This window comes from 'Santalum album' aster yellows phytoplasma (genome assembly GCF_018283495.1).
In the GTDB taxonomy this organism is placed as follows: Bacteria; Bacillota_I; Bacilli_A; order Acholeplasmatales; family Acholeplasmataceae; genus Phytoplasma; species Phytoplasma asteris.
Map to the genome: position 1 here is coordinate 41495 of NZ_JAGVSK010000002.1, position 22260 is coordinate 63754.

A 22260-nucleotide genomic window follows, 5' to 3' on the forward strand; every position below is an offset into this window, starting at 1 on the left:
TTAAAACTTAGGAACATTTAAACCTATTTTTTCCTAACTTTTATTTTTATTTTATTTTTACTTTGTTATTGTTTTTTTATTCTAATTTATTGCGTTTTTTTCAAAAAAATATCAAAATATAACTTAAAAATGATAAAATAAATTTGTAATTGTTTTTAATTCTTTCAATTCTTTTTGGGTTATTTTTATTTTGAGTGTCTTTTTTAAAACATTTTTATTATTTTTTGGACAATTTTTATAATCTTTTTTTACTTTTTAAATTAAGATCTATTAATTTCCTAAAATTTTTAAAATTTTCAAGTTTTTATTATATATCGCTATTTTAATTAAAAAAATAAACAAAAAAATTATTTTTCATATTACTAATTCTAATAATTTTTGCCTCTCTTTTTTTCTTTTTTGCTTCGCTATTTTGCTTCGCTATTATTTTTTCCTCCGATTCTTTTTCTTTAAATTTCTTTTTCTTCTTATTTTAATCCCCCCCTTTTTTCTATTTCCATTTACATTTTTTTAATTCATATTCGTTTCATTTCACTTTTTTATTTACAACAAAATATTACAACATTACATAAAAACAAAGGATTAGTAAATTACAATGAAAATTTCTATCAAAGATATTTTCCAAAAACCAGAGCTATTTTATCAAAAAAAAATAGTATTAAATGGTTGGGTTAGAAATTGTCGTTATCAAAAAAAATTAACTTTTATCGATTTAAATGATGGTACTTTTCTGGAAAATTTACAAATTATTTGTAAAGAAACCAAAACCAAAAACATCGAAATCGCCGCCGAAATTACCGAATTTCATGAAAACCAAAAAGTCAACACCAACAACGAATCTACAAATAACATTAATTTAGAAAAATTAAAAGAAATGTTACAAATTGGGGCTTCTTTGCAAGTGGAAGGTATTCTAAAAGCAACCAACAATCCCCAAACACCTTTTGAAATTAGTGCCCAAAATGTTTCTCTTTTAGGCGCAAGTGATTTTTCTTATCCGCTTCAACCCAAAAAACATTCTAAGGCTTTTTTGAGACAAATATCTCATCTAAGAGTGCGCACCAAACTTTTTGGAGCAGTTTTTCGCATTAGAAATACCGCTTTTTTTGCCCTGCACAGTTTTTTTCAAAAAAAAGGTTTTTTTCACATCAACACCCCCATTATCACTGCTAATGATGGCGAAGGCGCGGGTGAATTATTTCAACTTACAACCCTTAATTTAGAAGCTTTGCCACAAACAAAAAACATTCCAAACGCTTTCAAACTTGCCGATGAGACTACCAGCAAAAATGAAATTGATTATCAAAAAGATTTTTTTGGCAAAAAAGTTTTTTTAACAGTAACAGGTCAACTAGAAGCAGAAGCGATGGCTTTGGGTTTGAATAAAGTCTATACTTTTGGTCCTACTTTTAGAGCTGAAAAATCAAACACTCCAAGACATGCTGCTGAATTTTGGATGTTAGAACCTGAAATGGCTTTTTGCAATTTATCTCAAAATTTAAAAGTCGCCCAAGAAATGTTACAATTTGTTATTGCTAAATGTTTAGAACAAAATTATCAAGATATAGAATTTTTGGATAAGACAGAAAAAAACGGTTTAATTGAAGAATTAAAAAACATCGCTGAGGAAAAAGAATTTTTGACAGTAAAATACGAACAAGCTTTAGAAATTTTGCAAAAAAGCAACACCAAATTTGAAAACCCCCTTTTTTATGGCGCTGATTTGGCAACCGAACACGAAAAATATTTAACCGAAACACATTTTAAAAAACCAGTTTTTATTGTTGATTGGCCTAAAGAAATTAAAGCTTTTTATATGAAAAATAATCCCGATCAAAAAACAGTAGCTGCGATGGATCTTTTAGTTCCTCGTGTCGGAGAATTAATTGGCGGATCGCAAAGAGAAGAAAACTTATCAGTTTTAATTGAAAAAATGAACCAAATGAAAATTCCTCAAAAAGATTTGGAATGGTATTTAGATTTACGCCGTTTTGGAGGATGCATTCATTCAGGTTTTGGCTTAGGATTTGAAAGACTACTAATTTTTTTAACAGGATTAAATAATATTCGTGATGTAATTGCTTTTCCAAGAACTTATCATAATTTAGTTTTTTAAGTTTAATTAATAGTATCGTTTTTTATTTATCAATTTACAAGAACTTTAAAACTTTTTAACCTTTTCTTAAATATTTTTTAACTCTAAAATGTTTTTCTAAAACATTTTTTTATTTTTTGTTGGGAATTTCGCTTTTACTTATTTTTAAAAAACAAAAAAATTGCAAAATCATATTTAATATTTTTTAACTATTAATTGTCAATATTTTTTAAACATTTATAAAATTTTATAAAATTCAAAAAAGCAACCAAAAGTCCAAAAATAAAAAAATCACCAGTAATTAAAAAATGATTAAATTCATCTAAAAGATAAAAACCAAAAACAATAAAAAAAGTTAAAAATAATAAAATCAAAATAATAAAACCAAAACCAAATCAAACCAAACCAAAATCACAAACACAAAATTAAAAGCCAAAAAGCTAAAAATAAGGAATACAAAAAAATGGGTATAAAATTAGAACAAGTTTCTAAAATTTTTATCGATAAACAAACTAAAAAAGAAACTTATGCTGTAAAAAAAATTGACATCAACATTCCTAAAGGAAAATTGGTAAGTCTTTTAGGTCCTTCGGGTTGTGGCAAATCGACTACTCTTTACATGATTGCAGGGCTTCATCCTATTTCGGCTGGAAAAATATTTTTTGGCGACAAAGATGTCACTAACCTGCCTATTGAAAAAAGAGGTATTGGTTTAGTTTTCCAAAATTACGCTCTATATCCTCATATGACAGTTAGACAAAATATTTCCTTTCCACTGGAAAATCTAAAATTTGCGCGCGACATTATTGTGCAAAAAGTAGAAGAAATTGCCAAGTTAGTGGGAATTGCCGATCATTTAGACAAAAAACCTCAGCAACTTTCAGGCGGACAACAACAACGCGTAGCAATTGCAAGAGCCTTAGTAAAAGAACCTCAAGTTTTGCTTTTAGATGAGCCCTTATCCAACTTAGATGCAGGGTTACGCCTCAAAACTAGAGAAGAAATTAGAAGAATCCAACGAAAAACTAGAATCACTGCTATTTTTGTTACACACGACCAAGAAGAAGCAATGTCTATTAGTGATGAAATTTGCTTAATGAATAAAGGACAAATCCAACAAAAAGGCGCTCCTCAAGAAGTTTATGCCAATCCTAACAACTTGTTTGTTGCCAAATTTTTAGGCAATCCGCTTATCTCTATTTTTGAAGGAAAAATTACTTTTGGAAAAGTAACTATTGGAGATTCACTTCTTTTTGATTTTTCTTCTAACAAAACTTTAAAAAACCTAAATCAAGAAATCTATGTAGCCATTCGTCCTGAAGGTTATTGGTTTGACACAAACGGTAATTTTGAAATCGAACCTCTCTTTTTAGAAAATATGGGAAGAAACCTAATGATGTTAGCAAGACATCCGCAAGCTGTTAAAAACACTTTCCACCTTGTCTTTGATGAAAAAAGTAAAGATATTATTTTTCCCCAAGGATTTGTTGCCAAGAAAAAAATTAGATTCCAAATTAAAGAAAATAAGTGTTTTCTTTTTGATAAAAAAACCGAAAATAGGATTTTTTAAATGTCATTGCTAAAAAAACTTTTCCATCACAATTCCACTAAATATTCCAAACATAATCATTGGTATTATTTGGCGCCTGCCTTAATTCTTATGGTTTTATTTAATTTTTATCCTTTGGTAAAAACATTTTTTATTTCTTTGGATAGTAGATATAATAAATTTGCAGACACATTTTCTTATTCATTTAATTTTTCTAATTACACTACTACTTTTTGTGATCCTGATTTTAGAACTGCTCTTTTTAACACTTTTTTACTGGCGTTTGCTGCTGTTCCTATTTCTATTTTTTTGTCTTTAATGATTGCCTTAGCACTTAACAGTGTTTATAATCGTTTTTTAAAAAATATCTTTCAAACCATTTTTTTCCTCCCTTATTTAACAAATCCTGTTATTATGGGAATGGTTTTTGCAGTCCTTTTTTATCACAATAGTTTTGGCATCCAAACGCGCCCCGAAGGTTTTTTTAATTCTTTTTTTGGGTTCCAACAAGATTGGATTAACATTTCAGCTCCTTATTCGTATAAAATGTTTGTTTTAATTTTTTATGTAGTGTGGAAATCCCTTCCCTTCCAAATTTTAATTTTTATTGTGGGATTAAAAAACATTAGTAAAGATTATTACGATGCTGCCAGAATTGACGGCGCTTCTAAAATAACTATTTTTAGAAAAATTACTCTTCCTTTACTTGCTCCTACTATTTTTTATCAACTTATTATTGCAATAATTCAAGTTTTTAAAGAATATGAATCTGTTATTGGAGTTTTTGGTAATTCCGATATTACTAAGGTAAATACTGTGGTAGGCTATATTTATCAACAATTAGAAGGAACTTTAATGGATTCTTATTCCAGAGGCGCTGCAGCCACTGTTATTTTGCTTTTAATTTCTATTCTTTTTACTGCCATTAATTTTTTCTTTTTTGAAAAGAAATTAAATGAATAAAATAAATAATAAATAAGGATCTAACCTTGATAATTATGTCAAATTCAAATAATAAAACAAAACTCATTTTTGCCAAACTTAAAAAACATTTACCCAAAGTTTGTGCCACTTTTACCAAATACTTTTTTTTGTCTGTTTTTGCTCTTTTTTTGGCTATCCCTTTTTATTGGATGCTAAATTTAGCTCTACAAGACAATCCTGCTTGTCCTAGTTTTTTTCCTAAAGATTTGACGTGGAACAACTTCTCTTTTCTATTTACCCGTTATAGCTTGTTTTTGACTTTTTTTAAAACCCTTGCTGTTGTTTTTATCTCTACTGTTTTAGGTATTTTTGTCTCTGTTATAACTGCTTTTGCTCTTAGTGTTTTAGAATTTAGAACTAAAAAAATTATATTAGGAGTCTTTCTAATCACCATTATGATAACTACTGAAAGTATGTTTTTAACTAACTATCAAACAGTTGCACGCCTAGGTTTTGTTGATTCTGGTCAAGGTACGCGTGTTTTTAGTGGCATTTATTTAGCAATGATTCTTCCCTTTCTAATCAATGTATTTCATATTTTTTTATTAATACAAAATATCAAAAAAATTCCCAAAGAACTCTATTTATCTGCCAAAGTTGATGGTAGTAGTGATTGGAAGTTTTTATACAAAATTTTAACTCCGCTTTTAAGAGATAACATCATTAATATCATTATTTTTAGAGCAGTTGCTGCTTGGAATGCTTATTTGTGGCCTGAACTTGTAGGCGGAAAATTGCTTACTAATGTGATTAGAAATATTTTTGACTCTGAAAAAAACCAACATTTAGTCAATCAACAAATGGCAGCTACTGTTTTGATGACATTACCTTTAGTTTTGTTGTTCATTTTTTGTAAAAGATATGTTTTAGAAGGAAAATTAAACAGTGGTATCAAAGGATAAATTAAAAATCATTTATTTTTTTACTTGCTTATTTGTTATTTTAGCATTTATTGTATTATTTCCTAAAATTGATTCTAATGCTTTAAGAAATAACCATGAACAAGAATTAAATGAAATGCTTACCAAATATAAAGATAGCGAAGCATGGGAAAAATTTCTAGAAAAACCCATCGAAATTGTTTTTTGGCATCGTTTAGATCCTGAAAAAGAAAAAGGAAAACCAAAAACTGCTTTAGAAGAAATTATTGAAGAATTTAGAGAAAAATATCCCAAAATCAAAGTAAAAACAGAATATAAACCTAGTTGGAGTGGGATTGTAAAAAACATTAATGTAGCTCTTCCAGCCAACAACGAACCTCATTTAATTGTTTCTTATGCTGATCATTTAGTAAATTATTATGAATCAGGTAAATTAGTTCCCCTTGATGGATTTAAAGATCACACTAATGAAAAAATCAAATTAGACCCTTGTACAACAGATCCCCAAACAAAAACATATTTTTATTCTAGTTTTGAAAATGAGGCTCAATTGCCTTTGGGTGATGAAGAAGAACCAGGGAAATGGTACTCCTTGCCATTTTCTAAATCTATTGAATTGATGTATTATAATCAAGATTATTTTAAACAATTAAAAGACAAAATTCAAAAACAAAAAATAGAAACCGATTCCGATTTTCAATCTTGTTTTGACAATTATGATAAACCTAATTTTGAAGGCAAACTTAAAGATGGTATTACATGGGAACAAATGGAAAAGTTATGCGAAGTAATTAAACAAGTTGACTCTGAAAAAATCCCTATTTCTTACGATTCTGAATCTAATTTATTTATTATATCTTCCGAACAAAGAGGAATTGAATATACAACTTCACCAACTAAAAAAGATCCATCAAGTCGTGAAGTAGGAGTACTTTTTAATAATCCAGATGCTAAAAAAATGATTAAAGATTTTAAAAAATTTTATGATAAAAAATATTTAATTACTCGTAAATTATCTGGTGAAAGTTATACTACTCATTTATTTATGGATCAAAAAATTTTAATGGACATTTCTTCTTCTAATGGATTTGAATATGTTTCCAAAGCTCCATTTAAAGTAGGGATAACTTCGGTTCCTTATTGGAAAAAAGGAAAACAAGGTCCTGAGTCAGGCAAAAGAAAAGTTTTACAACAAGGCTCTAATATTAATTTATTTTATAAAAAAGATAAAGATGAAGTGCTTGCTTCTTGGTTGTTTTTAAAACATTTAACTTCTAAAGAAACAAACGAAAAATTAATCCAAAAACTTAGTCAATTTCCTACTCGTCCTTGTTATGGTGATAAAAGCGTCCAACCAGAACAAACAAATTCTGAAAATCCTTCTAAAAATTCTAAAAATCCAAAAATAAATAAAGATATTTTTGACTTTATGAAAGATGAAAGAAAAGAAGATGAAAAATCATCTCAAACAGGTAACCCCATTTATTTCTTTTCTCCCACTTTTAGAAAATCCCAGATGTCGCGTATAGTTGTAGAAAAATTAGTAATAGATTGTTTTTTAGATAAAGACTTAGACAAAAACATCGATACATTATTTAATGAAGCCCAACAAAAAGCAAACTCCTAAAAACTTATTAAAATTAACAAATTAAAGGAACATTATGAAAATTATTTACAATAAAATTAAAGCTTTTGAAACAATTATTATTCATGGACACATCAATCCAGATGGTGATTGTTATGGCGCTCAACTAGGTTTAAAAGATGCAATTACAGAAACTTTTCCCCAAAAAAAAGTCTATGCAGTAGGACAACAAAATCATTCTTTATCTTTTGTAGGTGTGATGGATGAAGTTTGTGATTCTTTGTACCAAAGTGCTCTTGCTATTGTTGTTGATTGCGGTCAAGAAAACAAAATTAGTGACCAAAGATTTAAATTAGCTAAAGATACAATTAGAATTGATCATCATTTATTAATGGATAATTACTGCAATTATCAATGGGTAGATGCTAATTATTCTTCTTGTTCTCAAATGATTTTTGAATTTAAAGAAAAATGCAATATGAAATTAACTCATAAAGGTGCTTTGGCTATGTATGTAGGTATGGTAACTGATACTGGTAATTTTTGTTTTGATAGAGTTGACCAAAACACTCTTAAAGCTGCTGCTTCCTTACTTGTTTTTGACCTTGATGTATCACAAATTTTTTTTCATCTTAACAAAGAAACTCTTACCTTGTTTCAATATAAAGCCTATATTTATCAAAATGTAGTTACTTCCCAAGGATTTGCTTACGTTTTTATTTCTCAAGAAACATTGAAAAAATTTAACTTACATATTGACGTTGCTGCAAGTTTTGTTAATATTTTGGGTCATTTAGAAAATCATCCAGTTTGGGCTTTTTTCTTAGAACAACCAGATTTAACAATTAGAGCTCGCATTCGTTCTCGTGGTCCTGAAATTAACTCTATTGCTAGACAATTTAAAGGCGGAGGTCACCTTAGAGCTTGTGGTGCTACTTTAAATAACAATCAAGAAATGACTTTTTTCATAGCTCAAATAAAAGACTCAATTAAAGCTTTTGAAACCAAATCCCAAGACAAAAATCCAAAACTAATTAAAAATTAATTAACAATAAAATTAATAAATTCAATAAATACACATATAAAAAAATCTCCAATAACCAATAATAAAATTAACCAAATAAAACTTTTATTTTGATAATTCTTTTTCCCTTTCCTTTCGGTTGTAAATTATTTTCATATTATAAATGATAAATATCAATTTAAAACAACATTCAATAAATGAAAAGATTAAAAAAATCATAAAGAAAGGATCCCCCAATAAATGTTTTTTGATACTATTGCTGCTATTTCAACTCCTTTAGGAACAGGAGGAGTTAGTGTAATTAGGGTTTCTGGCAACAATTCTATTGCAGAAATAAATAAAATTTTTAAAGGCAAAGACCTTACCAAAACCAAAACACACACCATTACTCACGGTTTTATCCTCAACAAAAACCAAACTATTTTGGATGAAGTTTTGATTTCTGTTTTTAAAACTCCTAATTCTTTTACTGGCGAAAATGTTGTAGAAATTAATGCTCATGGCGGTATTTTAATTACGCAAATGGTTTTAGAAAGAGTTTTGTCATTAGATATTAGATTGGCTTTTCCAGGCGAATTTAGCCAAAGAGCCTATCTTAATGGAAAAATGGACCTCATTCAAGCTGAATCCATTATGGACCTAATTCATGCCACTAATGAAAATGCCATTAAAATTGCTCATTCTGGTTTGCAAAAATACACTTCTCAATTAGTGACTTCTTTGCGCAACCAAATCCTTAATTTAATTGCTCAAATTGAAGTTAATATTGATTATCCTGAATATGATGACATTCCTCAAATCACTCAACAAAAAATTGCTTTGGAAGTTAAAAGTTTAATCAAGCAATTAGAAAATATTTTGAACCACTCCCATAAAAATAGATATCTTAAAGAAGGAATAAAAACTTTAATTGTTGGACGTCCCAATGTTGGTAAATCAAGCCTTCTTAATGCTTTTTTAAACGAAACCAAAGCTATTGTTTCTGATATTTCAGGCACTACCAGAGATTTTGTTGAAGCTTATTTTAATTGTCAAGGTATCACCCTTCATTTAATTGATACTGCAGGCATTCGTAAAACTGATGATCCCATTGAAAAAATAGGAATTTTAAGAACAGAAAAAATGCTTTTACAAGCAGAATTAATTTTATTAGTTTTAGATCAAAGCAATCATTTGCAAGAAGAAGATATCCAACTTTTGCAATTAACCAAAAACCATCCGCGCATTATTATAGGAAACAAAGCGGATTTGAAAAGTGATAAATTAATTTCTTCTCTTTCCAACAACTCTTCCCAATTAGCCCCACAAGAAATTATTTCAGTTTCGAGTTTGGATAAAACAGGGTTTTTAGAGTTACAACAAACAATTTTAAAAAAATTCCAATTAAATGATATCCAACCCAAAGATTTTAATTATTTTTCTAATGCAAGACACATTAATCAAATCCAAATTGCTCTTCGATCTTTCCAAGATTTGCAACAAGCCCTTTTGCAATCAATGCCAATCGATATTTATTCTATTGATCTTACTAAAGCTTATCAAGCGTTAGGACAAATTATAGGTGATAATCAAGAAAATAGTTTAATTAAAGAATTGTTTTCTAAATTTTGTTTAGGAAAATAAAAGAAAACCAAAAAATAAGAAAATATCAAGAAAAAAACCCCCAACCAACATCATTTTAACTAAACTAATATTTTAACAAATACAAAGAAAGGAACAAATATGAAATTTATTGAAACCCAAATTAAAACCTTTGACACTATCATTATTCACGGACATAAAAATCCTGATGGTGATTGTTATGGTTCTCAACTAGGTTTAAAAAATATGATTCAAAATACCTTTCCTCATAAAAATGTTTATGTGGTGGGACAAACCAAAAACCATTTAACTTTTTTGGGTCAAATGGATGAAATACCAGATGAAACTTACCAAAATGCTTTAGTAATTGTAGTTGACTGCGGTACTACTCAAGCCATCAGTGACCAAAGATTTAAATTGGGAAAAGTCGTTATTCGAATTGATCATCATATTTTAATCGAAAATTATGGTAATTATCAATGGGTTGATGATTCTTTTGGTTCGTGCTCTGAGATGATTTACTTGTTAAAAGAAAAACTCAATTTAAACCTAACTTTTAAAGGTGCTTTGGCTATTTATGTTGGTTTAATTACAGATACTGGTAATTTTAGGTATCATAGAGTAAGTGCCCAAACTTTAAGAATTGCCTCAGAATTACTTAATTATGGTATTGATGTTGCTTTGGTGGAACAAAATATCAATAAAGTAACACTTAATTTTTTAAAATATCAAGGATATATATGTCAAAATATTATTGCTTGTGACGGGTTTGCCTATGTTTATGTGAATCAACAAATCATTGAACAATTCAACATTACTTTAGAAGAGGTTTTTTTGTCGATTAATATTTTATCTAATATTAAAAATTTTCCCTTTTATGCTCTTTTTTTTGAATGTCCTGATTCTAAAATTCAAGTGCGTATTTGTTCTAACGGACCGCAAATATATCATATTGTTCAAAAATATGGTTGTAAAGGTCACCTAAGAGCTTGCAGTATGTTTTTGCCATCCGAAAAAGAAATTTTGCCTTTTGTTGCTACAATAAAAAAAGAAATTGCACCCTTTTTCAAAACCACTTAAAAATTTAGATTCTAAATAATAAACACCAATCAACTAATTACTAAAAAAAGACTCCTTTTTTCTTGTGATTTGTGTTATAGTGATGATATATGTTATTTAATTTTTTAGTATAAAACACACATTATATCACACATTATTATTTAGATAAAATTTTTTGCCCTTTATTATTTTTTCTCCTCCATTATCTTTGTTTTTCCCCAATTTTTTAAAAGATCAAAAAACTAAAAACTACAAAAGAAAGGGTTTTTATGATTAAAATCAGCTTTTTTGACAACCAAATACAAGAATTTATTTCAGGTATAACTCCTTTGGCAATTTGGAAAAAACACTTATCTACACATTTCAAAAAACCAGTTGCAGCCCTTTTCAACGACCAACCAATCGAACTTGATTTTCCTTTGAAAGAAAACGGCAATTTAGAAATTTTAACCGAATCTGATCCTAAATCTTTGGAAGTTCTTAATCACAGCACCGCTCACCTTATGGCGCAAGCCGTTGCAAGACTTTATCCAGGTGCCCTTTTTACAGTAGGACCTGCCATTAAAGAAGGATTTTATTATGATATTGATTTTCAAAATCACACCATTTCGGAAAAAGGTTTTCTTGCCATTGAAAAAGTAATGCATCAAATTTCTTTGGAAAACCACCCCATTACAAGAGAAGAAGTTTCTTTCGAACAAGTGCAAAAATTATTTGCTTGCAACCCTTATAAACAAGTTTTGCTGGAAAAATTTCGCGACCAGACTATCAGTATTTATCGTCAAGGAGAATTTTTTGATCTTTGCCGTGGCGGTCATGTAACCAAAACAAGCCTTATTAAACATTTTAAACTTTTAAAAATATCAGGAGCTTATTTTCAAGGAGATACCAAAAACAAAACTTTGACTCGCATCTATGGTACTTCTTTTTTCAAAAAACAAGCGCTTGCGGACCACTTGCAACTTTTGGAAGAAAGAAAAGAGCGCGACCACAAAAAACTTAACAAAGAACTAGATTTATTCATGTTTAATAAAGAAGTTGGTTTGGGACTTCCCTTTTGGCTTCCTAAAGGAGCTACTGTAAGGCGCATCGTTGAAAGATATATTGTTGACAAAGAATTAAGTTATGATTATCATCATGTCTATACGCCCATTATGGCAAATACTGAACTTTACCGTATTTCTGGACATTTGGACCATTATGCTTCTAATATGTTTCCCATCATGACTTTGGAAAATGGTGAAAAACTAGTTTTAAGACCAATGAATTGCCCCCATCACATGATGATTTATAAAAAAACTCCTCATAGTTATAAGGAATTGCCTTTGCGTATTGCTGAATTAGGAATGATGCATCGGTTTGAAAAATCAGGAGCTGTTTCTGGTTTACAAAGAGTAAGAGAAATGACTCTTAATGACGCTCATATTTTTGCCTGTCCTGACCAAATCAAAGAAGAAATGAAAAAAATTATTAATTTAATTTTAGAAGTTTATCGTGATTTTAATATTAAAAATTATGAGTTGCGCCTAAGTTATCGTGACCCTAATGACACAGAAAAATATTTTAATGACGATCAAATGTGGCATCACGCTGAAAAAATCCTCAAAGAAACTATTCAAGAATTGAGCCTACCCTTTAAAGAAGCCATCGGAGAAGCTGCCTTTTATGGTCCTAAATTAGATGTGCAAGTGTTTACTGCCCTAGGCAACGAAGAAACATTATCAACAGTACAACTTGATTTTTTGCTCCCTCAAAAATTTGATCTTACTTTTATTGGAGAAGACAACAAACACCATCGTCCTGTTGTCATTCACCGCGCAGTTGTTTCTACTATGGAAAGATTTTTAGCGCATTTAGTAGAAGAAACAAAGGGTGTTTTTCCTTTATGGTTTGCTCCTGTACAAGTGCTTTTAATTCCTGTGTCTGCTCCTCTACATTTGGAATTTAGCCAAAAAATTAAAGAAATGTTACAATTACAAAATTTCAGAGTAGAAATTAATTCCAAAGATACTACTTTGGGTTATAAAATTAGAGAAGCACAAAAATTAAAAATTCCTTATCAAGTTGTAATTGGCGACAACGAAATGACTAACAATTTAATTACTTTTAGAAAATATGGCTCTCACCAACAAACCACAATTAAAGTTGATGAGTTCGTTTCTTTATTAAAAGACCAAGTTTTGCAAAAAAAATAACCTCTTAATTGCCAAAATCCCCCAAAAACTATTGACAAACCGCACTTTTTATTATATAATTAGGACGGTATTGTTATTGTTTTATTTTATAATATTCAAAATACAATTATAAAAATTATCAAAGATTTTGTAATAATCTTATGATATTAACGTGAAAAGAAGAGTTTTCTCTCGCCTGATTAACAATTAGTTTTTAGGCAAATGGCACATAAACATTTAATTTTTTTGTAAAAAAAATGCAAAAAACATTTAGTGTTAGTTATTTTAGAGAAGAGAAATGTTCATTGGGCGTTTCTCTTTTTTATTTTATTTTCTCTTTTTGCCTTGTTTCATTTTCATGTTATGTCATTTCATTTCATTTTTACAAAATAACCCCAAACCTAAAGGAGGTTTTAAATATTAAAATCAACAAATTTAAAAAAAGTTCCAATTCCGATTTATATAATGAAAATATCCCACAAGGAAAATACCTCATTATTGATGAAAAAGGCGAACAATTAGGTGTTTTTGACCAAAAAGAAGCTTTAAAATTATCAGAACAAAAAGAAATTGATATTGTAGTGGTAAACGCAGATGCCTCACCGATGGTAGCGCGACTAATGAATTATCAAAAACATCGTTATAACCAACAAAAAAAACTTCGTGAAGCCAAAAAGAAAACCCAAATTATTGTTTTAAAAGAAATTCGCCTCAATCCTACCATTGATAAAAATGATCTAAATACTAAAATTAAACAAGCTCAAAAATTTTTAAAACAAGGCGATAAAGTAAAAGTTAGTATGCGTTTTCGTGGTCGTATGATTAATAATTTTCAATTAGGAGAAACAGTTTTTAAACAAGTTATGCAAGATTTGAAAAACCTATCTCAAATTGAGACTCCTTTAAAATTACAAGGCAATCAACTAACAGCAGTTCTGTCCCCTTTAAAATAACCCTTAAAGGTTATGAATGGTATTTGAATGGCTGAAAAATTACCCAAAGCAAAACGCGACTCAACCAATTTACAAACCAAAAATATTTTTTTGCACCCAATTAAAAATTAAAAATAAATAAAATAAGAAAGGATGATTAAAGTGATTAAGAAAAAATCCCACAGCGGGCTTAAAAAACGAATTAAAATTACTAAAAAGAAAAAATTATTAAGAGGCCACGCCTACAAAAATCACCTTGCAGCTTCCAAAACTACTAAACAAAACCGCCAACTAAGAGGAGTTACTTGTGTTAAACTTTGTGATTACAACAGAATCAAAACTCTTATTAGAGGATTATAGAAAGGAAAAAGAATATGGCAAAAATTAGTTTTACTCCTGCAAGACACCGTCGTCGCAAAAAAGTTTTAAAAATGGCAAAAGGATATTTTGGTTCCAAAAGCACTCTTTACAAAACAGCTCACGAGCAAGTAATGCGCTCTTTGCAATACGCTTATAGAGACCGCAAACAAAGAAAAAGAGATTTTCGTAAATTATGGATCTCCCGTATTAACGCTGGTGCTATGTTATGCGGCATGCAGTATTCTCGTTTAATGCACGGACTTGCTTTGTCAAAAGTAGATGTTAATCGTAAAGTATTAGCAGATTTAGCACACTTACAACCAGAAACTTTCGCACAATATGTTCAATTAGCAAAAGAAGCCTTAGTGCAATTTCAACAAACATTAAAACAAAAAGAAGCGCAAGTAACTAAATTACAAGAAGAACAATTAAACCAACTTGCACAAAAAGAAGAAAAACCATCTCAACTTGAAAAAACCCCAAAAACACAAACCACTCAAGAAAAATTAGAAGAAGCAAATTCGCCAAAATTAGAAAAAAAAGAATTAAAAGAAAATACTCCTAAATTAGAACAAAAAGAACCCACTCAAACAAAAGAGCAAGAACAAACACAAGAATTACAACAAGAAAAAACAGTTGAACCTGTAAAAGCTGTTGAAGTTTTGCAACAAGAAACACAACCACAACCCGAAGAAAAAACTTCTCTACAACCTGAAAAAGTTTTATCTACTGAACTTTCTGAGGAAAAATCCGATGATGCTTTGGAAACAAAACCACAAACTACCCAAGTTAAAGCAAAAAAACCCTTTTTAGATTTATCTAAAATGTTGCTTCCTGAGTTAAAAAAATTAGCTAAAGAACACAAAGTTCCTAATTTTCATAAACTTAAAAAAGCCGAAATTGTTACAGCTTTAAAAAAAGCTCTTGCTAAAAAAACAATTTAAAAATTTCAAAATACGTATTTTCATGATTTTTTCATTTTTTAATTTTAAACTTGATTTGTATGTTTTTTCATGAATAATTATTTTTTAATTTTTCATTTTACAATAATTAGAAAAAATAAAATAGGAGTTATATAATATAATGAATCAAATTAAACAAAAATGTTTACAAGGATTTTACTCTTTATTATTGGCAACTTTTTTCCTTTTGGTAGCTGGATGTTGTTTTTTTGACCAAACTTTCCAACTTGGAAGTCTGAAATTCCAACTAGGATTATTTTTCTTAGGTGTCCTTTTATCGCTATTTACTTATTTAGTAGTTTTTAAAAAATACAAAAAAACTTTATCCAAGCTTCGTTTTTTCTTTGCCCTAGAAGCTTTTGTCTTTGTTTTTTTCATTGTTACTGTTTTTTTGTTACCAGGATTAGGCTTTTTAAATATTGATGATTTCAAAACCAAAAACCCTTTAGTTGGCAAACTTTTAACTTTTAACTATTGTTTATCATTGATGTTTGTTCTTCACAGCTTCATCAATTTAAATATTAATTATTTCAAGAAACAAAACTTTTCATTTTTCATTTTATATCTTTTAATGTTTGGATTTGGTTGTTTCGGATTAAGTAGCAATTTATTTGAAAACTTAAAAGATATCATTTTAAAATCATTTGCTGTTTTATCTTTAATGCACAGTATTTATCTTACATTTACAGGAATTAAACAATTCCAAACCGCTAGTTTACACGCACCCAAAAAGGAGAATGAAAATGAGTGATTTAGTTTCTTTATTAAAAGATTTAACAATGTTAAATGGTATTCCAGGTCAAGAAAAAGCAGTTGCTAATTATGTAGTTGACAAAATCAAAAACCAAGTAGACTCCATCGAATATGATAATTTAGGCTCTGTGATTGCTTGTAAAGGAAAAACAGGACCTCGCATTATGTTTGCAGGACATTTGGATGAAATAGGCTTAATAGTTAAGCAAATTACTCCAGAAGGTTTTATCAAATTCCAAACTCTTGGTGGTTGGTTTTCTCAAGTGATGCTTGCTCAAGTTTGGCAAATTCACACCGATAAAGGCGTTCTTAAAGCAGTTACTGGTTGCAAACCTCCGCATGTAATGTCTTTTCAAGAGCGCAATCAAGTTATCAACACTTCTTCTATGTATTTAGATATTGGAGTTGCCAACAAAGAAGAAGCCTTAAAATTAGGCGTTCGCGTTGGTGATATGGTAACTCCTTATATAGAATTCAGCACGCTTGGTAATTCTGATTATTTCCTTGCAAAAGCCTTAGATAATCGCGTGGGAGTTGCAATTGTGATGCAAGTTTTACAAAATGTCAATCCTACTACCAATCAATTTTTTGGTGTTTTTACTACCCAAGAAGAAGTAGGACTACGCGGAGCTCAAACCAGTGCTCACAAAGTACACCCTCAAATTGCTATTGCTGTTGATACTGGTATTGGAAATGATGTTCCAGGGGGCGAAAAAGAAGGGCACACTCTAGGAAAAGGTCCTCAAATTTTAGTTTATGATGGGGGCTTAGTCGCTCACAAAGGATTGCGTAATTTTGTCCTTAAAATCGCTGCCCAAAACAATATCCCTGTGCAAGAAATAAGTGGCAGTGGTGGTAGAACTGATGCTGCAACTATGCATTTAGTGCGCGAAGGAGCCGCTTCCTTATCTTTTGGCGTTCCTGTACGCTACATTCATTCCCACACTTCTGTAGTTCACAAACAAGACATTATAAACACTGTTAAACTTTTAACTTTGTTAGTAAATCAATTAGACGAAAAAAAAGTTAACGAAATTTTATTTCAATAAAAACACTTCCAAAATTAAATAATTTCTCATTGGCAAACTAAATTATTTGAATAAAATATTTTAGTTTGTTTCTTGTAAATAGGCACCTTTTTATAACTTACAATCAAAATAAATTCATTTCAGACCACCTTATTTTGCAAACTTACACACCAAACCACAAGCAAATAATTTACTTTTGTTTTTATTTTGGCAAATGCAACAATTAAAAAAAGATTTTTTTAGTATAATATTATTAAGCAATTATTGCTTTTTTGAAGGAGAAATAAAAAAATGGTTTTTGAAAAAATTAAAGCTTTAATTGCCACCCAATTATCTTTAGACGCTTCTACAATTACTTTAGACACTCGTTTTAAAGAAGATTTAGGACTTGATTCGCTAGACGCTTTAGAACTAGTTATGGAAGTAGAAAAAACATTTCAAATCAACATTAGTGATGCAACTTTACAAAATTTTAAAACTGTTCAAGATATCGTTTTTTACATCACCAAAAACACCCCTTAAACTAACTAATTTTCTTTTTTAATCATTTTCACAATTAATTTAAATTTATTCCCACATTATAACACATTATAAAAGTTAAAACAAATATAGAAGGTTTTCGAGTATGACAAAATTAATTTATGATTTTAAACAAATAGAACATAAATGGCAACTTTATTGGCAACAAAATAAGGTTTTCAAAACTCAAGATAACTTTTCACAAAAGAAATTTTATTGTCTTGATATGTTTCCTTATCCTTCTTCTGAAGGGCTTCATGTAGGCCATATTGAAGGTTATACTGCAAGCGATATTATGAGTAGGTTCAAACGCATGCAAGGTTTTAATGTTTTGCATCCTTTTGGTTGGGATTCATTTGGGCTGCCTGCCGAACAATATGCTTTGCAAACAGGCAACCCCCCCCGAACTTTTACTTATGAAAACATCAATAATTTTAAAAAACAAATTCAAAGTATTGGTAAAAGTGTTGATTGGGATAGAGAACTTGCCACCTCAGATCCTTATTTTTATGCCTGGACTCAATGGATTTTTAAAAAACTTTACGAAAAAGGACTAGCAGTTCTCAAAAATACAGAAGTAAATTTTTGCCCTAATTTAGGAACAGTGCTTGCTAATGAAGAAGTAATTTCTAATGAAAAAGGGATGTTTTCTGAAAGAGGCAATCATCCAGTTGTTAAAAAAAAGATGAAACAATGGGTTTTAAAAATAACTCAATATGCAGACAGACTTTTAGACGACCTTAATTTAGTTAATTGGCCTTTAAATGTGAAAGAAATGCAAGCTAATTGGATTGGCAAAAATCAAGGTGCCATCGTCTCTTTTCCAGTTTCTGACCAAAAAATAACTTTAAAAACTTTCACTACTCGCCCTGATACTCTTTTTGGTGTAACTTTTTTAGTAATAGCGCCCGAACACGAATTAGCCTTACAACTCACCAAACCCGAATACCAACAAGCAGTTAACAATTATTTGGAATTAACCAAACAAAAAAAAGACTTAGAAAGAGACATCAATAAAGACAAAACAGGTGTTTTTACGGGTAGTTTTGCAATTAATCCTTGCAATAAAACCAAAATTCCTATCTGGATTGCTGATTATGTCCTTCCTCATTATGGCACAGGTGCTTTAATGTCTGTTCCTTGTCATGATCAAAGAGATTTTGAGTTTGCTCAAAAACATGGTCTAAAAATGATTCAAGTTATAACTCCCCCGTCTTCTGATTTGGAAAATCCTACCGCCAACCAAACCAACCCTCCCTTAACTGAAGCTTATACGGGAGAAGGCATCCAAATCAATAGTGATTTTTTAAATGGTCTTAATAACGAACAAGCCAAAACTAAAATGTTGCAATTTTTAGAAAAAAATAATCACGGGTACTCTCATTATACTTATAAATTGCGTGATTGGGTCTTTTCGCGCCAACGATATTGGGCAGAACCCTTCCCCATTTATTATGATGACACCAACAATAAAATTTATACTGATAGCGACGCAAACTTGCCCATAGAACTTCCTTTTTTGGAACAAATTAAACCATCAGGCACAGGCGAATCGCCTCTCTCCAAAGCCCATTTTTGGTTATATTTTGAAAAAGATGGCAAAAAATATCGCAGAGATTCTAACACTATGCCACAACTTGCAGGTAGTTCTTGGTACTATATTGGCTATATTTTGAAAAATTATTTGGGTCTAATCCCATTAAATACCACCAAAGCAAAAGAACTACTTGACTATTATTTGCCAGTAGACTTATACATTGGAGGAACAGAACACGCTGTTGGTCATTTACTTTATGCACGTTTTTGGCATAAGTTTTTATACGATCTGGGTTTAGTTTCTACCAAAGAACCTTTTCAAAAATTAGTTAATCAAGGTATTATTTTGGGAAATGATCACACTAAAATGTCTAAATCCAAAGGCAACGGCGTAAGTTCTTCTTTAATGCTTGCACGCTACGGCGCTGATGTACTGCGAATTTATATCATGTTTATGGGTCCGTTAGAAGATATTAAAAGTTGGTGTGAAAAAGGTTTCAAAGGAATACAACGTTTTTTAAATAGAGTTTATCAAATGTTTTCTTTTGCAATGCCAAATGATTTTGAAACTTCTCTAAACGCTATTTATCATCAAACCATTTTTCAAACAACCCAAGATTATGAAAAATTGAAATTCAATAAAGTTATTAGTCAATTAATGATTTTTGTCAATCAAGTTTATAAACATCAAAAAATAGGCAAAAAACAAGCACAGACCTTTTTGCAACTATTAAATCCGATTGCTCCTCACTTGACAGAAGAAATTAATCAAACTATTTTGAAAAATAACAACCAACTAGTTGCTTTCACTTGGCCTTTGCATGATAAAACTCATTTAGAACAACTGCAAGTAAAAATTATTGTGCAAGTAAATAGTAAATTAAGAGCTGTTTTGGAACTTCCTTGTGATTTGTCTTCAGAACAAATTAAAACTCTAGCTTTGCAAGATGCAAAAGTTAATAAGTTTGTATGCCATAAAAACATTCAAAATATGATTTATATTCCCAATAAATTATTAAATATTATTGTTAATTAATTAATATTAACATCAATATTAATTTTTGGTGGCAATTGTGTATTTTAATCAAAACCACTTTTAATTTTAATCTTCAATTTTTAAAATTATTTAAGCACAACTAATATTATTAAGCACTTTCACAAAATTTAATAAAAAAGGTAAGTTAACATGAAATTAAATAAAAAAGGACTTTTAATAGTTCTTTCAGGACCTTCAGGAGTTGGCAAAGCTACTGTGAGAAAAGCTTTGTTTGAAATGACTAATCATAATTTTGTGTATTCTGTTTCTGCTACTACCAGAAAACCGCGACCAGGTGAACAAGACGGTAAAGATTACCATTTTCTAACTAAAGAAGAATTTGAAAAAGGGATTGAAAATAATTGTTTTTTAGAATGGGCTAAATTTATTGATCATTATTATGGAACTCCTAAAAAGCAAATTCAAGATTTTTTAAAACAAGGAAAAGAAGTGTTTTTAGAAATTGAAGTTGAAGGAGCCATTCATTTAAGAAAAAAGCGTATGCCAAACACAGTTTTTATTTTTTTGGTTCCGCCTGAAAAAAAAGCTCTCTACGATCGTTTAAAAAAACGCGGCACTGAACAAGAAGCAAATATTGCAAAACGAATTGCCAAAGCCAATAACGAGTTTCACTTAGCTCACAAATACGATTATATTGTAGTAAATGATGAAGTGGATAATGCTGCTGACCGTATTATTGCAATTATTAGAGCAGAACATGCCAAAACGAAACGCAGTATTCGTAATTATTTAAAAATATTGGAGGATAATGGTTATGCAAAACAATAGTAAACCAAATAAAAAAAAATACAATAAGGAAGGTTTGATCTATCCTTCGATTGATAAATTGTTGGATCAAATTAATTCCAAATACAAATTAGTTCATATTGCAAGCAAAACTGCTCATGTGATAGAAGCTCAAAAAAAAGAATTGCCTGAACTTGTGTGTAATAAAGTAGTTGGTAAAGCTTTGGAAGAAATTATTAATGATAAAGTTAAATTTGTCTTTAAGTAATTAATATTTAGGTACCATTTCACAATTGATAAAATAAGTTAAATTACAAATAATATTGTGTAATTTAACTATTTTTTTTATAATTGCAATTCATCTCACCTTCCTTTTATTTTTCCACCATTTATTATTTTTAATCACATTTTTTAACTTTGCAAGCGAGGTAAAATCCATGAATAAAACACATTTTAACCACATTTCAGTTCTCAAACAAGAAGCCATAGATTTTTTAAAGATAAAGCCCGAAGGCATTTATGTAGATGCCACTTTAGGACAATGTGGGCATACTATAGAAATTGCAAATCTTTTGCAACAAGGGTTTTTATATTCTTTTGACCAAGATGTAGAAGCTTGCACAAACGCTAAAAAAAACTTGCCCCCACATTTGCCAATTGAAATAATTCATAGCAACTTTTCGCATTTAAAAACCCAATTAGCACAACAAAATGTTTTTCAATTAGATGGTATTTTATTTGATTTAGGAATATCTTCTTGTCAAATTGACAATCCCCAAAGAGGATTTAGTTATTTGCACAACACTCCTTTAGATATGAGAATGAATGTTGATCAAACAATTACTGCACAATATATTTTAAATAACTACTCCTTTGCACAATTAAAAAATATTTTTAAGGTTTATGGTGAAGTTAAAAATGCTGCTTTGGTTGCCTCAGAAATTATTAAACAAAGACCTTTGTGCACATCTTATGATTTGGTTGCCATCACTGATCGATTTTGCAATCGCCAAAAAGGACATAGTGCTAAAAAAATATTTCAAGCATTGCGTATCGAAGTTAACCAAGAATTAGAATCTTTAAAACAAGCCTTGGAACAAAGTCTTGATTTGTTAAAACTCAATGCCAGGATAGTAGTTATTAGTTTTCATTCGTTAGAAGACCGCATTGTTAAACGTTTTTTTAAAAAACATAGTACTTTTGTTTTGCCTAAAAAATTGCCTATTACAATTATGCCCCAAACTCCTTTAAGTATTATTACTAAAAAAGCTTTTTTACCAAGTGAGGAAGAAATGCAAAATAATTCGCGTAGTATTTCTGCTAAACTGAGGGTAGCTGTCAAAAATGGTTAGTTATCTAAATAAATGAAATAGTTAGCGCGCCTCCTCTAAATATCACCTTTTGCCTCCCAAAACCCCTCTAATTTTGATAAAATATAATATGTGTTATAGCTTT

19 protein-coding genes are annotated in these 22260 nt (G+C 29.7%); all 19 read left to right on the top strand.

The window, feature by feature from the left end:
* Window positions 1-595: 595 nt before the first annotated feature.
* The 19 genes from asnS to rsmH all read left to right on the top strand — a co-directional run bounded on the left by asnS (window position 596) and on the right by rsmH (window position 22157).
* Window positions 596-2116 (top strand): asparagine--tRNA ligase, encoded by a 1521-nt coding sequence (asnS, locus tag KE631_RS00760; protein ID WP_212508980.1) that lies wholly within the window; start codon window positions 596-598, stop codon window positions 2114-2116.
* Window positions 2117-2558: 442 nt separating this feature from the next.
* Window positions 2559-3665 carry an ABC transporter ATP-binding protein gene (locus KE631_RS00765; RefSeq protein ID WP_212508981.1) on the top strand — a complete coding sequence of 369 codons (1107 nt, stop codon included), beginning with the start codon at window positions 2559-2561 and terminating at the stop codon, window positions 3663-3665.
* Complete coding sequence (locus KE631_RS00770; protein ID WP_212508982.1) at window positions 3666-4607, top strand: carbohydrate ABC transporter permease; 942 nt, start codon at window positions 3666-3668, stop codon at window positions 4605-4607.
* A 35-nt stretch (window positions 4608-4642) separates the two neighbouring features.
* Window positions 4643-5530, top strand: coding sequence for a carbohydrate ABC transporter permease (locus KE631_RS00775; protein ID WP_249291064.1), 888 nt, complete (start codon window positions 4643-4645; stop codon window positions 5528-5530).
* A complete protein-coding gene (locus KE631_RS00780; RefSeq protein ID WP_212508983.1) occupies window positions 5514-7136 on the top strand; it encodes an extracellular solute-binding protein in 1623 nt (540 codons plus the stop codon). Before KE631_RS00775 ends, KE631_RS00780 begins: the two co-directional genes overlap by 17 nt.
* A gap of 34 nt (window positions 7137-7170) precedes the next feature.
* Window positions 7171-8139 carry a DHH family phosphoesterase gene (locus KE631_RS00785; protein ID WP_212508984.1) on the top strand — a complete coding sequence of 323 codons (969 nt, stop codon included), beginning with the start codon at window positions 7171-7173 and terminating at the stop codon, window positions 8137-8139.
* A gap of 219 nt (window positions 8140-8358) precedes the next feature.
* On the top strand, window positions 8359-9741 hold the full coding sequence (gene mnmE, locus KE631_RS00790; RefSeq protein WP_212508985.1) for a tRNA uridine-5-carboxymethylaminomethyl(34) synthesis GTPase MnmE: 1383 nt from the start codon (window positions 8359-8361) through the stop codon (window positions 9739-9741).
* A 99-nt stretch (window positions 9742-9840) separates the two neighbouring features.
* Window positions 9841-10779 (top strand): DHH family phosphoesterase, encoded by a 939-nt coding sequence (locus KE631_RS00795; RefSeq protein ID WP_212508986.1) that lies wholly within the window; start codon window positions 9841-9843, stop codon window positions 10777-10779.
* Window positions 10780-11027: 248 nt separating this feature from the next.
* On the top strand, window positions 11028-12953 hold the full coding sequence (gene thrS, locus KE631_RS00800) for a threonine--tRNA ligase (protein ID WP_212508987.1): 1926 nt from the start codon (window positions 11028-11030) through the stop codon (window positions 12951-12953).
* 284 nt (window positions 12954-13237) lie between these two features.
* Window positions 13238-13885 carry a translation initiation factor IF-3 gene (gene infC, locus KE631_RS00805; protein ID WP_249291066.1) on the top strand — a complete coding sequence of 216 codons (648 nt, stop codon included), beginning with the start codon at window positions 13238-13240 and terminating at the stop codon, window positions 13883-13885.
* A gap of 132 nt (window positions 13886-14017) precedes the next feature.
* Window positions 14018-14224: a 50S ribosomal protein L35 gene (rpmI, locus tag KE631_RS00810; protein WP_011412939.1), complete on the top strand. Its 207-nt coding sequence runs from the start codon at window positions 14018-14020 to the stop codon at window positions 14222-14224.
* A gap of 14 nt (window positions 14225-14238) precedes the next feature.
* Complete coding sequence (rplT, locus tag KE631_RS02660; RefSeq protein WP_212508989.1) at window positions 14239-15168, top strand: 50S ribosomal protein L20; 930 nt, start codon at window positions 14239-14241, stop codon at window positions 15166-15168.
* A 139-nt stretch (window positions 15169-15307) separates the two neighbouring features.
* On the top strand, window positions 15308-15937 hold the full coding sequence (locus KE631_RS00820; protein ID WP_212508990.1) for a hypothetical protein: 630 nt from the start codon (window positions 15308-15310) through the stop codon (window positions 15935-15937).
* Window positions 15930-16988 carry a M42 family metallopeptidase gene (locus KE631_RS00825; RefSeq protein ID WP_249291068.1) on the top strand — a complete coding sequence of 353 codons (1059 nt, stop codon included), beginning with the start codon at window positions 15930-15932 and terminating at the stop codon, window positions 16986-16988. Before KE631_RS00820 ends, KE631_RS00825 begins: the two co-directional genes overlap by 8 nt.
* Before the next feature lie 270 nt (window positions 16989-17258).
* Window positions 17259-17489 (top strand): acyl carrier protein, encoded by a 231-nt coding sequence (gene acpP, locus KE631_RS00830; RefSeq protein WP_011161081.1) that lies wholly within the window; start codon window positions 17259-17261, stop codon window positions 17487-17489.
* A 103-nt stretch (window positions 17490-17592) separates the two neighbouring features.
* The gene (gene leuS, locus KE631_RS00835) at window positions 17593-20058 is read left to right on the top strand and encodes a leucine--tRNA ligase (protein WP_212508992.1); all 2466 of its coding nucleotides are present in this window, start codon (window positions 17593-17595) and stop codon (window positions 20056-20058) included.
* 150 nt (window positions 20059-20208) lie between these two features.
* Window positions 20209-20847: a guanylate kinase gene (gmk, locus tag KE631_RS00840; protein WP_212508993.1), complete on the top strand. Its 639-nt coding sequence runs from the start codon at window positions 20209-20211 to the stop codon at window positions 20845-20847.
* Window positions 20828-21073 (top strand): DNA-directed RNA polymerase subunit omega, encoded by a 246-nt coding sequence (locus tag KE631_RS00845; protein WP_042067559.1) that lies wholly within the window; start codon window positions 20828-20830, stop codon window positions 21071-21073. The genes gmk and KE631_RS00845 overlap by 20 nt, the downstream gene beginning before the upstream one ends.
* 169 nt (window positions 21074-21242) lie before the next feature.
* Entirely contained in the window at window positions 21243-22157 is a 915-nt protein-coding gene (gene rsmH, locus KE631_RS00850) for a 16S rRNA (cytosine(1402)-N(4))-methyltransferase RsmH (protein ID WP_212508994.1), read from the top strand.
* The last annotated feature ends 103 nt before the right edge of the window (window positions 22158-22260 follow it).

Bases quoted from the DNA above. Each gene is read 5' to 3' on its own strand.
- asnS (WP_212508980.1), top strand. From the start codon at position 596: ATGAAAATTTCTATCAAAGATATTTTCCAAAAACCAGAGCTATTTTAT.
- KE631_RS00765 (WP_212508981.1), top strand. From the start codon at position 2,559: ATGGGTATAAAATTAGAACAAGTTTCTAAAATTTTTATCGATAAACAA.
- KE631_RS00770 (WP_212508982.1), top strand. From the start codon at position 3,666: ATGTCATTGCTAAAAAAACTTTTCCATCACAATTCCACTAAATATTCC.
- KE631_RS00775 (WP_249291064.1), top strand. From the start codon at position 4,643: ATGTCAAATTCAAATAATAAAACAAAACTCATTTTTGCCAAACTTAAA.
- KE631_RS00785 (WP_212508984.1), top strand. From the start codon at position 7,171: ATGAAAATTATTTACAATAAAATTAAAGCTTTTGAAACAATTATTATT.
- mnmE (WP_212508985.1), top strand. From the start codon at position 8,359: ATGTTTTTTGATACTATTGCTGCTATTTCAACTCCTTTAGGAACAGGA.
- KE631_RS00795 (WP_212508986.1), top strand. From the start codon at position 9,841: ATGAAATTTATTGAAACCCAAATTAAAACCTTTGACACTATCATTATT.
- thrS (WP_212508987.1), top strand. From the start codon at position 11,028: ATGATTAAAATCAGCTTTTTTGACAACCAAATACAAGAATTTATTTCA.
- rpmI (WP_011412939.1), top strand. From the start codon at position 14,018: ATGATTAAAGTGATTAAGAAAAAATCCCACAGCGGGCTTAAAAAACGA.
- rplT (WP_212508989.1), top strand. From the start codon at position 14,239: ATGGCAAAAATTAGTTTTACTCCTGCAAGACACCGTCGTCGCAAAAAA.
- KE631_RS00820 (WP_212508990.1), top strand. From the start codon at position 15,308: ATGAATCAAATTAAACAAAAATGTTTACAAGGATTTTACTCTTTATTA.
- KE631_RS00825 (WP_249291068.1), top strand. From the start codon at position 15,930: ATGAGTGATTTAGTTTCTTTATTAAAAGATTTAACAATGTTAAATGGT.
- acpP (WP_011161081.1), top strand. From the start codon at position 17,259: ATGGTTTTTGAAAAAATTAAAGCTTTAATTGCCACCCAATTATCTTTA.
- leuS (WP_212508992.1), top strand. From the start codon at position 17,593: ATGACAAAATTAATTTATGATTTTAAACAAATAGAACATAAATGGCAA.
- gmk (WP_212508993.1), top strand. From the start codon at position 20,209: ATGAAATTAAATAAAAAAGGACTTTTAATAGTTCTTTCAGGACCTTCA.
- KE631_RS00845 (WP_042067559.1), top strand. From the start codon at position 20,828: ATGGTTATGCAAAACAATAGTAAACCAAATAAAAAAAAATACAATAAG.
- rsmH (WP_212508994.1), top strand. From the start codon at position 21,243: ATGAATAAAACACATTTTAACCACATTTCAGTTCTCAAACAAGAAGCC.